Below are 15,197 nucleotides of genomic sequence, written 5' to 3' on the forward strand. Positions count from 1 at the left end.
GCTTGTCTACCGGGCGCAGCTTCACCATATCGAATGCAGGGAGTGATAAATCTCCCTGCGACAGACCGGAAACCAGAAGGAGTGACGTGATGGCGACGTCGAGTCCGGCCTGGAGCGTTCCGGCACACTGAGGCGGCCGAATGTGCCTCTTTTGCCGGAATGCCACGGCGAAGGAGGTGCCCATGGCACGCAGATTTTCGTTCCGAGTGGTGAAGGCGGCAGTCGCCGGCGCCGTCATGGCTTTGCCGGCAGTCCCAGTGCAGGCGCAAGTCCTCTGCGGGGGCCATGACGATCTGGTCGCGGGGCTGGCAGAGACGTTCGAAGAGAAGCGGCTGGGCTATGGCCTGGGTGGAGACGTCGCCATCTTCGAGGTGTTTGTGTCGGCGAGCGGAACCTGGACCATCCTGATGACCGACGTTAAGGGCCAGAGTTGCATCCTGGCGGCCGGCGAGGGATGGGAGCACACGCTGGCCACCGCGGTCCGGCACCCGGGCGGGTGAACTGCGTAACCGGACAGTTCAGCTAAGGCGGAACCGCTCCGGTCAGCGCGTCGCGGCCGCCTCGGCGTGGTGGCGTAGCAGCGCCATCAATTTCTTGGCGTCCTTGGCGGCGGCTTCCTCGTCGCCGTCGAGGATAGAGCGGATCAGCGCGACGTGGTGCTCGGCCGATTCGGCGAGCCCGGTATCCGCCTTGTAGCGGAACCAGAAGCGCCGGCTGTGCGTCTGCAAGGGCGCCGCCACGCGCGCCGCGAATGAATTGTCGGCGGCGATCGCCAGCGCCTCGTCAAGTAGCTTGTCGGCCTGAATGAAGGAAAGCACGTTGCCGGAGATCACTGCCTTCTGCATGGCGAGGGCTGCCTCGTGAAACAGGTCGGCCGCCTCGCGGGTGACGTAGCGGGCGGCCGAGCGGGCAAGCACCACCTCGATGCCGCGCCTGGCATCGATGACGCGCAGCCAGTCGCCGGGGTGGAGCGGCGCCACCGCGATGCCGGCGCGTGGTCTGACGTCGAGCAAGCCCTCCCAGGCCAGCCTTTGGATCGCTTCGCGCACCGGGGTACGGCCGAAGCCGAGCCGCTCGATCAGTGCACCTTCGGTGACGAAGCTTGAAGGCGCCAGTTCAAGAGTGACGATCATGTGCTCCAGCACACGATAGGCCCTGGTCGCAACCGGCTCGAAGGTTGCGCTCGTGTCGTTGGATATCAATGCGGATATCAATGGGCCAGCTCCTGATATATTTTTCATATATCATAGCGGATTCAGCATTGACAGCCCGCGTCTTAATAAATATACCGCTGATATATCAGACGGAGAGATAGCCATGTGGGCCGGAGTTTTCCCCGCAGTCACGACCAAATTCACCCCCGACGACCGCCTCGATCATGCCGAAATGGAGCGTTGTTTCTCCTTGCAGATGGAGGCCGGCTGCGACGGCATCATCGTCTGCGGTTCGCTCGGCGAAGGGCCAATGCTGTCGCATGACGAGAAGATCGAAGTGCTGAAGACGGCGCAGAAGGTCGCCGGGACAAAGCCGGTGCTTCTGACCGTCAACGAACCCGGCACCCGCGAGGCGGCAAGCATCGCACGCCGCGCAGCCAAGGAAGGCGCCAACGGCCTGATGGTGGTGCCGAGCCCGATCTACCACACCAATGCCGAAGAGACGGTCGCCGCACTTCGCGCCGTCGCGGAGGCCGGCGACCTGCCTGTCATGATCTACTCCAACCGGCTCGCCTATCGCGTCGACGTCACTGTCGACCTGATGGAGGAGCTGGCGTCCGACAAGCGCTTCGTCGCAATCAAGGAATCGTCGGACGACATCCGCCGCTCGACCGAGATCATCAATCGCCTCGGCGACCGCTACGACCTCTTCACCGGCGTCGACAACCTCGCCTTCGAGGCGCTGTCGGTCGGCGCCATCGGCTGGGTGGCGGGCCTTGTCACGGCCTTCCCGCGTGAGACCGTCGCCATCTACCAGTTGATGAGAAAAGGTCGCCGCGAAGAAGCGCTGAAGATTTACCGCTGGTTCAGGCCACTGCTCGACCTCGATGTCTCGACCTACCTGGTCCAAAACATCAAGCTTGCCGAAGTGCTGGCGATCGGTACCAATGACCGCGTTCGCATGCCGCGCCAGCCGCTGTCGGGCGAGCGCCGGAAGGCGGTGGAAAAGATCGTCAGGGATGCGCTGGCCGCGCGGCCGGAACTGCCGGCGTTCTGATAGCCTTCTGCTCCCGTTCACGCGGAGCAGATGGCGGCAGACAGACGAGGGACAGCGCCAGCGTGCAAGGAAATGCCAAGCCGACCGAAGAGGGGCGCCGCCCTTCATCCGCCCGTCGGGCGCCTTCTCCCCGTGACCGGGGAGAAGGGGAAGATATCGCCATCATCGGCGGCGGCATCATCGGCATTTGCGCCGCCACCTTGCTCGCGGAGGCGGGACGCAGCGTCACCATTTTCGATCGGACGGGCATTTGCGAGGAGACGAGCTCCGGCAACGCTGCCGCCTTCGCCTTCTCCGACGTGCTGCCGCTGGCGCATAAGGGGATGATCAGGCAGTTGCCGAAATGGCTTGCCGATCCGCTGGGGCCTCTTGCCATCCCGCCGGCCTATCTGCCTAAACTTCTTCCCTGGCTGTTCCGCTTCTGGCGCGCGGGCGCCGCCAGGCACTTCGAGGCGAGCCTTGCGGCGCAGGCCGGCATGATGAAGCTCGCCGAAGCCGAATGGATGGGTTTGCTCGACCGCTCTGGCACGCGGCCGATGCTGCATGAGGACGGCTCGCTCGAACTCTACGAAAGCGAGGCCGAGTTCCGCGCCTCGCTGTCCGGCTGGAGGGCGCGCGAACGTTTCGGCATAGGCTTCCGCCATGTCGAGGGTGAGGGGATGGCGGCGCTGCAGCCGGGTCTTTCGCCGCGCTTCGTCAAGGGCACCTTCGTGCCGGGGTGGAAGACAGTCGCCGATCCGAAACTGCTCGGCAAGGCGATCTGGGCCTATGCGGAGCGGCTCGGCGCGCGCTTCGAGCACGCGCGCGTCGAGCGTATCGGGACCGGAACAAACGGCGTCACGCTTATGCTTGCGGACGGCACGGCCCGAAAAGCGAAGCAGCTCGTGATCGCCGCCGGCGCCTGGTCGCATCTGCTGGCCAAAGATATCGGCGACCGCATCCCGCTGGAGACCGAGCGCGGTTACAACACCACGCTGCCGGTGTCGGCCTTCGACGTGAAGCGGCAGCTGATCTTTTCCGGGCACGGCTTCGTCATCACGCCGCTGGAAACCGGCTTGCGCGTCGGCGGCGCCGTCGAGCTCGGAGGCATCGAACGAGCGCCGAATTTCGCGCGCTCGAAGGCGATGCTGGAAAAAGCCAAGCGTTTCCTGCCCGGGCTCGATCCGTCGGGCGGCCGCGAGTGGATGGGCTTCAGGCCATCGCTGCCGGATTCGCTGCCGGTCATCGGCAGGGCGCGGGCGCCGAACATCGTCTACGCTTTCGGCCACGGCCATCTCGGCCTGACCCAGGCGGCAGCGACCGGCCGCTCGATCCGAGATCTCCTTCTCGGGCAGGAGCCGCCGATCGATCTCACTCCTTTCCGCCCGCAACGGTTCTGACAATTCGCCAGAATTCTGATATTTCAGGGAGCCATCATGGCCAAGACATCCTTCTTCTGCATCGACGGCCACACCTGCGGCAATCCGGTGAGGCTGGTTGCCGGCGGCGGCCCACTGCTAGAAGGCGCGACGATGATGGAACGGCGGGCGCATTTCCTCGCCGAATATGACTGGATCCGGACCGGGCTGATGTTCGAGCCGCGCGGTCATGACGTGATGTCCGGCTCGATCCTCTATCCGCCGACGCGCGAGGACTGCGATATCGCGATCCTCTTCATCGAAACCTCGGGCTGCCTGCCGATGTGCGGCCACGGCACCATCGGCACCGTGACGATGGCGATCGAGCATGGGCTGGTGAGGCCGAAGACGCCGGGCGTGCTCAGGCTCGACACGCCGGCCGGCCTAGTCGTCGCCGAATACAAACAGGTCGGCGAATATGTCGAGGAGGTGCGCATCACCAACGTGCCGTCCTTCCTTTACGCCGAAGGGCTGTCGGTGGAGTGCCCGGTGCTTGGCGAGATCAGCGTCGACGTCGCTTATGGCGGCAATTTCTATGCCATCGTCGAGCCGCAGGAGAACTACCGCGACATGGCCGACCATTCGGCCGCCGACCTCATCGCCTGGAGCCCGCTTGTGCGCCAGCGCCTGAACGAGAAATACTCGTTCGTTCACCCGGAAAATCCGGGCATCAACCGGCTGTCGCACATGCTGTGGACCGGCAAGCCGAGAGATGCCGAGGCCGATGCCCGCAATGCCGTATTCTATGGCGACAAGGCGATAGACCGCTCGCCTTGCGGCACCGGCACCTCGGCGCGCATGGCGCAGCTCCACGCCAAGGGTAGGCTCAAGGTTGGCGACAGTTTTGTCCATGAGTCGATCATCGGCTCGCTGTTCAAGGGCAGGGTCGAAAAGGAGGTCAGCGTTGCCGGCAAACCAGCCATCATCCCCTCGATCGGCGGTTGGGCGCGCATGACCGGACTGAACACCATCTTCATCGACGACCGCGATCCGTTCGCGCACGGGTTCATCGTCACCTGATCGCTCCCGTTCGGCGCGTCAGGCCGCCTCGTCGTTCGTCGAAACCTGACTACCGAACCAATCGGCAAAGGTGATTTCGGCCGCCGTTCGCCTCGCCGTCACATGACCGTCATACCGAGCAGAATCCTGACTTGGCGGAATGCGCGGGACGGCAAAATCGAGCGCTGCTGCTGACGCAAGGAATCTTCTCATCAATTTATTTTGACGGCGATTTCTTCGAAACGACGCGCATGATACGGCTTAATCGTCAAAGACATTGCGTTGTGCCAATGATAGGGTCCGCGATAGTCCAGGGGCCGGGTGCGAGAAAGCGGGCAATCGGGCAGCGTGCTTCCAAACCACGCGCGGCGATTGAAAAATCACGTTGCAATCCGGGCTTGAAACTTTACGACTAGGGGCAATACGAAAAGGAATGCGTCCTCGAAGGCGACATTCCAGGGGAGCCGCTTAAATATGCAGTATTTCGTCCAGCAGCTTATCAACGGGCTGACGCTGGGATCTATCTACGGGCTGATCGCGATCGGCTACACGATGGTCTACGGCATCATCGGCATGATCAATTTCGCCCATGGCGATATCTTCATGGTGGGCGCCTTCACGGCCCTCATCGTCTTCCTGATCCTCGGCGCGATGTTCTATTCGGTGCCGGTGGTGGTGGCGCTCCTGATCATGATGATCGTGGGCATGCTGCTCACCAGTCTTTACAACTGGACGATCGAGAAGGTGGCCTACAGGCCGCTGCGCGGATCGTTCCGGCTCGCGCCGCTGATCACCGCCATCGGCATGTCGATCGCCCTGTCCAACTTCGTGCAGGTCACGCAAGGGCCGCGCAACAAGCCGATCCCGCCGCTGGTCAGCCAGGTCTATACGATCGACGGCATCAGCGTCTCGCTGAAGCAGATCATCATCGTGCTCGTCACTGCCGTGCTGCTGGCGATCTTCTGGTATCTCGTCAACAGGACGGCATTGGGGCGGGCGCAGCGCGCCTGCGAGCAGGACCGCAAGATGGCGGCGCTGCTTGGCGTCGACGTCGACCGCACAATCTCCATCACCTTCATCATGGGCGCAGCGCTTGCCGCGGTCGCCGGGACGCTTTTCTTGATGTATTATGGCGTGGTGGTCTTCTCAGATGGTTTCGTGCCGGGCGTGAAGGCCTTCACGGCGGCGGTGCTTGGCGGCATCGGCTCGCTGCCGGGCGCAGTGCTCGGCGGGCTTTTGATCGGCTTCATCGAGAGCATGTGGTCGGCCTATTTCTCGATCGACTACAAGGACGTCGCGGCCTTCTCGATCCTGGCGATCGTGCTCATCTTCCTGCCCTCCGGCATCCTGGGCCGGCCTGAAGTCGAAAAGGTCTGATCCTCATGGCCGTTACCGTTTCTCCGGAGCGCGACGTCGTCGCTACTCCCATCCAGCGCGCGTTCCGCGAAGCGCTCTACGCCGGCGCCATCGCGCTCGGCCTGTTCGTGCTGTTCATCGGTCTCAGGACCGATCAGAACATCAACAACGAGCTGATCCTGGTGCAGCGCTGGGGCCTGCTCGCCCTGGTGGTCCTCGCCGTTGTCGTCGGGCGCTTCCTCTATGTCGCCTATGCGGTTCCGGCGCTCGAACGATCAAGGGCTGAAAGGGCCAAGGCGCCTGCGATCGCCGTGGAGCCCGGCTTCGTGCGGCGAAACTTCAACAAGATCGGCGCCACGGTGCTGATCCTCTATCCAGTGGCGATGGTGCTTCTGTTCGGCTTCCAGGGCTCGCTGAAATGGGTCGACAATTTCGGCATCCAGATCCTGATTTATGTGATGCTGGCCTGGGGCCTCAACATCGTCATCGGGCTAGCCGGCCTGCTCGACCTCGGCTATGTCGCCTTTTACGCCGTTGGCGCCTATGCCTATGCGCTGCTCGGCACGCATTTTGGCCTGTCGTTCTGGATCCTGCTGCCTGCCGCCGGCGCCATGGCCGCCTTCTGGGGCGTCATGCTCGGCTTCCCGGTGCTGCGGCTGCGCGGCGACTATCTGGCTATCGTCACGCTCGCCTTCGGCGAGATCATCCGTCTGGTGCTGATCAACTGGCGTGAGGTGACCAATGGCTCGGCCGGCATTTCCGGCATCCCGAAGGTCTCCTTCTTCGGGCTCATGTCGTTCAACGTCTCGGACCCGAACTACATCGCCAAGGTGCTGGGGATCGCTCAGTCGGGCGCCTACTACAAGATCTTCCTCTATTATCTCATTCTGGCGCTCTGCTTCCTCACCGCCTTCGTCACCATCAGGCTGCGCCGCCTGCCGGTGGGCCGCGCCTGGGAAGCGCTGCGCGAGGACGAGATCGCCTGCCGCTCGCTCGGCATCAATACCACCACCACCAAGCTGACGGCGTTCGCCACCGGCGCCATGTTCGGCGGCTTCGCCGGCTCGTTCTTCGCCGCGCGCCAGGGCTTCGTCAGCCCGGAATCCTTCGTCTTCCTTGAATCGGCGATCATCCTGGCCATCGTCGTGCTCGGCGGCATGGGCTCGTTGGGCGGTATCGCGGTGGCGGCGCTGGTGATGATCGGCGGCACCGAGATCCTGCGCGAGCTGGGCTTTCTCAAGGTGGTGTTCGGTCCGGACTTCACGCCGGAGCTCTACCGCATGCTATTGTTCGGCGTTGCGATGGTGATCGTCATGCTGTGGAAGCCGCGCGGCTTCGTGGGCAGTCGAGAACCAACAGCCTTCCTCAAGGAGCGAAAAGCGGTGTCAGGCTCCTTCACCAAGGAGGGCCACGGCTGATGAACGCGCAAGTTTCCATGAACGACTTCATCCTGCAGGTCGAGCATCTGTCGATGAAGTTCGGCGGCCTGATCGCCATCGGCGACCTGTCGTTCCAGGCCAAGCGCGGCGAGATCACCGCGCTGATCGGACCGAACGGCGCCGGCAAGACGACCGTGTTCAATTGCATCACCGGCTTCTACAAACCTTCGGAAGGCATGATCACGCTCAGCCGGCGCGACGGCTCGAACTATTTGCTCGAGCGCCTGCCCAATCACGAGATCCCCGCGCGCGCCAAGGTAGCGCGCACCTTCCAGAACATCCGCCTGTTCTCGGGCATGACGCTGCTGGAGAACCTCCTGGTCGCCCAGCACAACAAGCTGATGAAGGCCTCGGGCTATACCTTCCTCGGCCTGTTCGGCTTCTCCAGCTACCGGCAGGCCTCGGCTGAATCGATCGATCTCGCCAAGCACTGGTTGGAAAAGGCCAATCTCGTCGACCGCGCCGACGATCCGGCCGGCGACCTGCCCTATGGCGCGCAACGGCGGCTGGAGATCGCGCGCGCCATGTGCACCGGACCTGAGCTTTTGTGCCTCGACGAGCCGGCCGCCGGTCTCAATCCGAAGGAATCGGCCTCGCTCAATGAACTGTTGATGGACATCAAGGACAACACCGGCACGTCGATCCTGCTCATCGAGCACGACATGTCGGTGGTCATGCAGATCTCCGACCACGTCGTGGTGCTGGAGTACGGCCGCAAGATCTCCGACGGCAGCCCGCAGTCGGTCCGGACCGATCCGCGCGTGATTGCCGCGTATCTCGGCGTCGACGACGAGGAAGTGGAAGAGGTGCTGACCGAAGTCGGCGACGAGGATGTCATCGAGCAGCTGGATACCGGGCCTGATGCGGCGCACGGGCCGGGCAGTTCCGCCTCGATGATGGCGGGGCCGGTTTCCGACACTGTCGAACACGCGGACGAGGGCGAACGGGTCATGGTATCGAGAGGCGCCTCGAAAGCGGCTCAGGTCGATGCCAAAGCCAAAACGCCAAGAAAGTCGTCCGAGCGGGCCACGGGCAAGCCGGCCGCGAAATCCTCGACAGCCAAGCCGCGCGGAGGGCGTAAGTAATGGCCGGCACAACGCTGCTCGATATCAAGGGCGTGCAGACCTATTACGGCAACATCCGCGCGCTGAACGGTGTCGACGTCACTGTCAATCAAGGTGAGATCGTGGCGCTGATCGGCGCCAATGGCGCCGGCAAGTCGACGTTGATGATGACAATCTTCGGCGCGCCGCGTGCGCGCAGCGGCACCATCACCTTTGCCGGCAACGACATCACGCAGTTGCCGACGCACGAGATCGCGCGGATGCGCATCGCCCAGTCGCCGGAGGGACGCCGCATCTTTCCGCGCATGACAGTGATGGAAAACCTGCAGATGGGCGCCAGCCTCGACAACCTCAAACATTTTGACGAGGATGCCGACAAGGTGTTTGCGCTGTTCCCGCGGCTGAAGGAGCGCATCGGCCAGCGTGGCGGCACGCTCTCGGGCGGCGAGCAGCAGATGCTGTCGATCGGGCGTGCGCTGATGGCCCGGCCGAAGCTGCTTCTGCTCGACGAGCCGTCGCTGGGATTGGCGCCGCTGATCGTCAAGCAGATCTTCGATGCCATCCGCGAATTGAACCGGACGCAGGGGCTGACCGTGTTCCTGGTCGAGCAGAATGCCTTCGGCGCGCTGAAGCTCGCCAATCGCGGCTACGTCATGGTCAACGGCAATGTGACGATGAGCGGCACCGGCAAGGAGCTGCTCGCCAATCCGGAAGTGCGCGCCGCCTATCTCGAAGGCGGCCACCACTGAGTTCAGGAGACTTCATCATGCAGGGCATTCTCTACGAGGAAGCCTCGATCTGGCAGTTCCTGTTCGTCACCTGCCTGCTCGGCGGATGGGCGGCGTGGATGACCGGCAAGGCGAGCGCGCAGACTTGGCGCAGCTTCTTTCAGCTGTTCCTCTATATGCTCGGACTCGGCATCGGCATAAGGTTCATCCACCACGCGCTGTTCGACGGCACGATGTTTTCGCTGCACTACTATATCGTCGACACCATCGTGCTAATGATACTGGGCTTCCTTGGTTATCAATACACGCGCACGAACCAGATGGTCACTCAGTATAATTGGCTCTACGAAAGAGCCTCCTTATTGAGCTGGAAACCAAAGGGTTGACGTTCATGATCAACGCCGTTCCGGGGAATGAATTTGGCGTGACAAGTGCCTGAAAATCGGCATTCTATGCTTTCTGCGATAAGGGTGGGCATCGCATGAAAGTATCATCCACGCCCACTCCGTAAATGGGAGCGTTTCAATGAAAAAATCACTCTTGTCCGCCGTGGCGCTGACCGCGTTCATCGCGTTCAGCGGCAGCGCGTGGGCCGACATTCTGATCGGCGTCGCCGGTCCGATCACCGGTCCGAACGCGGCCTTCGGCGCGCAGCTGCAGAAGGGCGCCGAACAGGCGGTCGCTGACATCAACGCGGCCGGCGGAGTCCTCGGCCAGCAGCTTAAGCTGAGCGTGGGTGACGACGTGTCGGATCCGAAGCAGGGCATCTCGGTCGCCAACAAGTTTGTCGCCGACGGCATCAAGTTCGTCGATGGCCACTTCAATTCGGGCGTCTCAATTCCTGCGTCGGAAGTCTATGCCGAGAATGGCATCCTCGAAATCACGCCGGCCGCGACCAATCCCAAGTTCACCGAACGCGGCATGTGGAATACGTTCCGCACCTGCGGACGCGACGACCAACAGGGCAAGGTTGCCGGCGACTATGTCGCCAAGAACTTCAAGGACGCCAAGATCGCGCTCATCCATGACAAGACCCCTTATGGCCAGGGCCTTGCCGATGAAACCAAGAAGGCGCTCAACGCCAATGGCGTCAACGAAGCCATGTATGAAGGCATCAATGTCGGCGACAAGGACTTCTCGGCGCTCATCGCCAAGATGAAGGAAGCCGGTATCTCCGTCGTCTACTATGGCGGCCTGCATACGGAAGCCGGCCTCATCATCCGCCAGCTCGCCGACCAGGGCCTCAAGGCCCAGTTCATGTCGGGCGACGGCATCGTGTCGAACGAGCTCGCCTCGATCGCCGGCGACGCCGTCCAAGGCACGCTGATGACGTTCGCGCCGGATCCGCGCAAGAACCCGAACGCCAAGGAGCTCGTGGAGAAGTTCCGCGCTGCCGGTTTCGAACCGGAGGCCTACACGCTCTACTCCTACGCCGCGATCCAGATCATCGCTGCGGCCATCACGAAGACCGGCTCCGCCGACGATGCGCAGAAAGTCGCCGAGACGATCAAGTCGGGCGGCCCCTGGAAGACCGCCATCGGCGACATTGGGTATGACTCCAAGGGCGACATCACCCGCCCGGACTATGTCATGTACACCTGGAAGAAGGGTGAAGACGGCAAGTACTCCTACTTCGAGCAATAAGCCGGCAAAGAAGAGCCGACTTTCCGAGATGCCCGGCGCTGAGCGCCGGGCATTTTTTGTTGGCCGCGCATCCAGCCTGCCTTCGTGTCCCTCGCCGAGTTCGTCGGCGTTGTCGTCCAGGCGCTCGGAGGCCGTCGCGAAGGTTTGGCGCAAACAAACGATTTAAATCGATTGAAGTGTCGCGCTATTTTGTTTGCGCTGCAGCATTTTCACGCTAATCATTGCGCCGGTTCACCTCACCTTCCGCTACTGGAGCCCAGTCCTTGGCAATCACGAAGATCCTCGTCGCCAACCGGTCCGAAATCGCCATCCGCGTCTTTCGCGCGGCCAACGAACTAGGCCTCAAAACCGTGGCGATCTGGGCGGAAGAGGACAAATATTCGCTGCACCGCTTCAAGGCCGACGAAAGCTACCAGGTCGGGCGCGGCCCGCATCTCACCAAGGACATGGGTCCGATCGAAAGCTATCTGTCGATCGACGAGGTGATCCGCGTCGCGCGCCTCTCGGGTGCGGATGCGATCCACCCCGGCTACGGCCTGTTGTCGGAAAGCCCCGAATTCGCCGAGGCCTGCGCTGCCGCCGGCATCACCTTCATTGGGCCGAAGCCCGAGACGATGCGCCGGCTCGGCAACAAGGTGGCGGCGCGCAACCTGGCGATCGCGGTCGGCGTGCCGGTCGTGCCCGCCACCGATCCGCTGCCCGACGATATGGACGAGGTGAAAAAGCTCGCTGCGGAAATAGGCTATCCGGTGATGCTCAAGGCCTCGTGGGGTGGCGGCGGCCGCGGCATGCGCGCCATCCGCGCTGAAGCCGACCTCGCGCGCGAAGTCATGGAAGGCAAGCGCGAGGCGAAAGCCGCTTTCGGCAAGGACGAGGTCTATCTCGAAAAGCTGATCGAGCGCGCCCGCCATGTCGAGGTGCAGGTGCTGGGCGACACGCAGGGCAATGCCGTGCACCTGTTCGAGCGCGACTGCTCGATCCAGCGCCGTAACCAGAAGGTCGTCGAACGTGCCCCGGCTCCCTACCTCAGCGAGAAACTGCGCGAGGAACTCTGCGCCTACGCGCTGAAGATCGCGCGCGAGACCAGCTACATCGGAGCCGGCACCGTCGAGTTCCTGCAGGACGCCGACACCGGCAAGTTCTATTTCATCGAGGTCAACCCGCGCATCCAGGTCGAGCATACCGTCACCGAGATGGTGACCGGCATCGATATCGTGAAGGCGCAAATCCACATCCTCGACGGCTTCGCCATCGGCACGCCGGAGTCCGGCGTGCCGGCGCAGAAGGACATTAAGCTCAACGGCCACGCCCTGCAGTGCCGCATCACCACCGAGGACCCGGAACACAATTTCATCCCCGATTACGGGCGCATCACCGCATATCGCGGCGCCACCGGCTTCGGCATCCGCCTCGACGGCGGCACCGCCTATTCGGGCGCGGTCATCACCCGGTTCTACGATCCGCTGCTCGAAAAGGTGACGGCCTGGGCGCCGACGCCGGCCGAGACGATCGCGCGCATGAACCGGGCATTGCGCGAGTTCCGCATCCGCGGCGTCGCCACCAACCTCACCTTCCTCGAAGCGATCATCAACCACCCGAGCTTCGCCGACAATTCCTACACCACCAAGTTCATCGACACGACGCCGGAGCTGTTCGAGCAGGTCAAGCGGCAGGACCGCGCCACCAAGCTGCTCAATTATCTCGCCGACGTCAGCGTCAACGGCCATCCCGAGACGCGCGGACGGCCGGTGCCGAAGGCGGATGCGGCGGCGCCTGTCGTGCCCTATCTCAACGGCAAGGTGCCGGACGGCAGCAAGCAGCGGCTCGACGCGCTCGGGCCTCAGAAGTTCGCGGCATGGATGCGCGAGCAAGCCCAGGTGCTCGTTACCGACACGACGATGCGCGACGGACACCAGTCGCTGCTCGCCACCCGCATGCGCACCTACGACATCGCCGGCATCGCCGGCACCTATGCGCGAGCGCTGCCGCAACTGCTCTCACTGGAATGCTGGGGCGGCGCCACCTTCGACGTCGCCATGCGCTTCCTCACCGAGGATCCATGGGAGCGTCTGAGCAGAGTGCGCGAGGCAGCCCCCAATCTTCTGCTGCAGATGCTTCTGCGCGGTGCTAACGGCGTCGGCTACACCAACTATCCCGACAATGTCGTGCAGCATTTCGTCAGACAGGCAGCCGCCGGCGGCGTCGACCTGTTCCGCGTCTTCGACTGCTTGAACTGGGTCGAGAACATGCGCGTCGCCATGGACGCGGTGGGCGCCGAGGGCAAGCTGATCGAAGCGGCGATGTGCTACACCGGCGACATACTCGATCCGGAGCGCGCCAAATACGACCTGAAATATTATGTCGGGCTGGCGAAGGAACTGGAAGCGGCCGGCGCGCATATCATCGCCGTCAAGGACATGGCGGGCCTGTTGAAGCCCTCGGCGGCGCGCGTGCTGTTCAAGGCGCTGCGCGAAGAGACCGACCTCCCGATCCATTTCCACACGCACGACACCTCCGGCCTGTCGGCGGCGACGGTTCTGGCGGCGGTCGAGACCGGCGTCGACGCCATCGACGCGGCGATGGATTCGTTCTCCGGCAACACCTCGCAGCCTTGTCTCGGCTCGATCGTCGAGGCGCTCAAGGGTACCGAGCGCGACCCCGGCCTCGACCCCCAGTGGATCCGCCACATCTCGTTCTACTGGGAAGCGGTTCGCAACCAATACGCCGCCTTTGAAAGCGACCTCAAGGGACCGGCCTCGGAAGTCTATCTGCACGAGATGCCGGGCGGCCAGTTCACCAATCTCAAGGAACAGGCGCGCTCGCTTGGGCTCGAAACGCGCTGGCACGAGGTGGCGCAGGCCTATCACGACGTCAACCTGATGTTCGGCGACATCGTCAAGGTGACGCCGTCGTCGAAAGTGGTCGGCGACATGGCGCTGATGATGGTGAGCCAGGATCTCACTGTCACCGATGTCGAGAACCCGGCGAAGGACATCGCCTTCCCGGACTCGGTTGTCTCGATGCTGCGCGGCGATCTCGGCCAGTCGCCGGGCGGTTGGCCGCAAGCGCTGCAGAAGAAGGCGCTGAAGGGCGAAAAGCCGATCACCGTCCGGCCGGGCTCGCTGCTCAAGCCAGCGAACCTCAAGGCCAGCCGCAAGGAGATCGAGGAGAAGCTCGAGCGCAAGCTCACCGAGTTCGAATTCGCCTCCTGGCTGATGTATCCGAAAGTCTTCACCGACTTCGCCGCCGCTCAGGAGACCTATGGCCCGGTCAGCGTGCTGCCGACGCCGACCTATTTCTACGGCATGAAGTCGGAAGACGAGATCTTCGTCGACATCGAGAAGGGCAAGACCCTGGTGATACGCTGCCAGGCGTTCGGCGACGTTGACGAAAAAGGCATGGTCACCGTCTTCTTCGAGCTCAACGGCCAGCCGCGTCGCGTGAAGGTGCCGGACCGCGCGCATGGCGCTTCGGCCGCCAAGGCGCGGCGCAAGGCCGAGCCGGGCAACGAGGCGCATGTCGGGGCGCCGATGCCGGGCGTGGTGTCGGCTCTTGCCGTGGCGCCAGGCCAGGCGGTCAAGGCGGGCGACGTGCTGCTCTCGATCGAGGCGATGAAGATGGAGACCGCGTTGCACGCCGAGCGCGACGGCGTGGTGGCAGAGGTGCTGGTCAAGGCCGGCGACCAGATCGATGCGAAGGATTTGCTCATCGCCTTTGGCTGAATGTGCTGATCTTCAGGAGAGGCCGGCCTGCAAAACGCCGGCTTCCTGGGGTTCCGGCCTTCGCCGCCGAAGCACTCACCAGGCACGTCGCAGTTAAGGCTACGGCCAGCTTAGGCCCGTGCCCACGTACTCCAAGCATGCTCGGCTCCGGTTCTCGGAACAACCGTTCTCGCCGCTTCGCGCCCGTCTTCGACTCTGGCTCGGCCTGACCAGAATCTCAGCACAGCCTGGGGTGCTCCAACCCTTCATGCCGCATCGATAATGTCTTGACCCGCCGCGCCTGCTCGGGCATCGAACCCGCTCCAATTTTGCCGGGCGGGAATCGCCGTGGCGCAAAAAAACGCGGAGAGAAAAAATGGCCGACGAGATCACCGAGACCAGCCAGACTGTAGCCGCCGGCCAGCTGCGCGCCATCATCGAGCGCATCGAGCGGCTCGAGGAAGAAAAGAAGACGATTTCCGACGACATCAAGGACGTCTATGGCGAGGCCAAGGGCACCGGCTTTGACACCAAGGCGATCCGCACCATCGTCCGGCTGCGCAAGAAGGATCAGGCCGAGCGCCAGGAGGAGGAGTCGATCCTCGATCTGTATAAGGCCGCGCTCGGCATGGTCTAAGGCGCGCGGCTAGATCAGTTC

At 63.2% G+C, this 15,197-nt stretch carries 12 protein-coding genes and 1 pseudogene; 12 read left to right on the forward strand and 1 reads right to left on the reverse strand.

Annotation, left to right across the window (positions count from 1 at the left end; genetic code table 11):
• Positions 1–182 precede the first annotated feature (182 nt).
• Positions 183–500 carry a hypothetical protein gene (locus tag CK222_RS06160; RefSeq protein WP_067319522.1) on the forward strand — a complete coding sequence of 106 codons (318 nt, stop codon included), beginning with the start codon at positions 183–185 and terminating at the stop codon, positions 498–500.
• 42 nt (positions 501–542) lie between these two features.
• Here CK222_RS06160 and CK222_RS06165 read toward each other — a convergent pair whose 3' ends face one another.
• Positions 543–1,202, reverse strand: a complete 660-nt coding sequence (locus tag CK222_RS06165; protein WP_095799747.1) for a GntR family transcriptional regulator — start codon at positions 1,200–1,202, stop codon at positions 543–545.
• A gap of 115 nt (positions 1,203–1,317) precedes the next feature.
• Between CK222_RS06165 and CK222_RS06170 the strand changes: the two genes are divergently transcribed.
• The 11 genes and pseudogenes from CK222_RS06170 to CK222_RS06220 all read left to right on the forward strand — a co-directional run bounded on the left by CK222_RS06170 (position 1,318) and on the right by CK222_RS06220 (position 15,176).
• Positions 1,318–2,211 carry a dihydrodipicolinate synthase family protein gene (locus CK222_RS06170; RefSeq protein ID WP_067319518.1) on the forward strand — a complete coding sequence of 298 codons (894 nt, stop codon included), beginning with the start codon at positions 1,318–1,320 and terminating at the stop codon, positions 2,209–2,211.
• Positions 2,212–2,273: 62 nt separating this feature from the next.
• A complete protein-coding gene (locus CK222_RS06175; RefSeq protein ID WP_067319517.1) occupies positions 2,274–3,590 on the forward strand; it encodes an FAD-dependent oxidoreductase in 1,317 nt (438 codons plus the stop codon).
• Positions 3,591–3,626: 36 nt separating this feature from the next.
• Positions 3,627–4,628, forward strand: a complete 1,002-nt coding sequence (locus CK222_RS06180) for a 4-hydroxyproline epimerase (protein ID WP_095799748.1) — start codon at positions 3,627–3,629, stop codon at positions 4,626–4,628.
• A gap of 453 nt (positions 4,629–5,081) precedes the next feature.
• Positions 5,082–5,984, forward strand: coding sequence for a branched-chain amino acid ABC transporter permease LivH (locus CK222_RS06185; protein ID WP_067001669.1), 903 nt, complete (start codon positions 5,082–5,084; stop codon positions 5,982–5,984).
• Between the two features lie 5 nt (positions 5,985–5,989).
• Positions 5,990–7,381, forward strand: coding sequence for a high-affinity branched-chain amino acid ABC transporter permease LivM (gene livM, locus CK222_RS06190; RefSeq protein ID WP_067001672.1), 1,392 nt, complete (start codon positions 5,990–5,992; stop codon positions 7,379–7,381).
• Positions 7,381–8,454 (forward strand): annotated as a pseudogene (locus CK222_RS06195) (ABC transporter ATP-binding protein); the annotation flags it as partial. The gene livM and the pseudogene CK222_RS06195, both read left to right, overlap by 1 nt.
• A gap of 32 nt (positions 8,455–8,486) precedes the next feature.
• Positions 8,487–9,215, forward strand: a complete 729-nt coding sequence (locus tag CK222_RS06200; protein ID WP_095799749.1) for an ABC transporter ATP-binding protein — start codon at positions 8,487–8,489, stop codon at positions 9,213–9,215.
• 17 nt (positions 9,216–9,232) lie between these two features.
• Positions 9,233–9,580 carry a DUF6867 family protein gene (locus CK222_RS06205; RefSeq protein WP_067001681.1) on the forward strand — a complete coding sequence of 116 codons (348 nt, stop codon included), beginning with the start codon at positions 9,233–9,235 and terminating at the stop codon, positions 9,578–9,580.
• Between the two features lie 139 nt (positions 9,581–9,719).
• Positions 9,720–10,838 (forward strand): branched-chain amino acid ABC transporter substrate-binding protein, encoded by a 1,119-nt coding sequence (locus CK222_RS06210; protein WP_067001684.1) that lies wholly within the window; start codon positions 9,720–9,722, stop codon positions 10,836–10,838.
• Between the two features lie 263 nt (positions 10,839–11,101).
• Positions 11,102–14,560, forward strand: a complete 3,459-nt coding sequence (gene pyc / locus CK222_RS06215; RefSeq protein WP_095799750.1) for a pyruvate carboxylase — start codon at positions 11,102–11,104, stop codon at positions 14,558–14,560.
• Positions 14,561–14,915: 355 nt separating this feature from the next.
• On the forward strand, positions 14,916–15,176 hold the full coding sequence (locus CK222_RS06220) for a DUF2312 domain-containing protein (RefSeq protein ID WP_067001689.1): 261 nt from the start codon (positions 14,916–14,918) through the stop codon (positions 15,174–15,176).
• Positions 15,177–15,197 lie beyond the last annotated feature (21 nt).

It is taken from the genome of Mesorhizobium sp. WSM3866 (assembly GCF_002294795.1).
GTDB lineage: Bacteria > Pseudomonadota > Alphaproteobacteria > Rhizobiales > Rhizobiaceae > Mesorhizobium.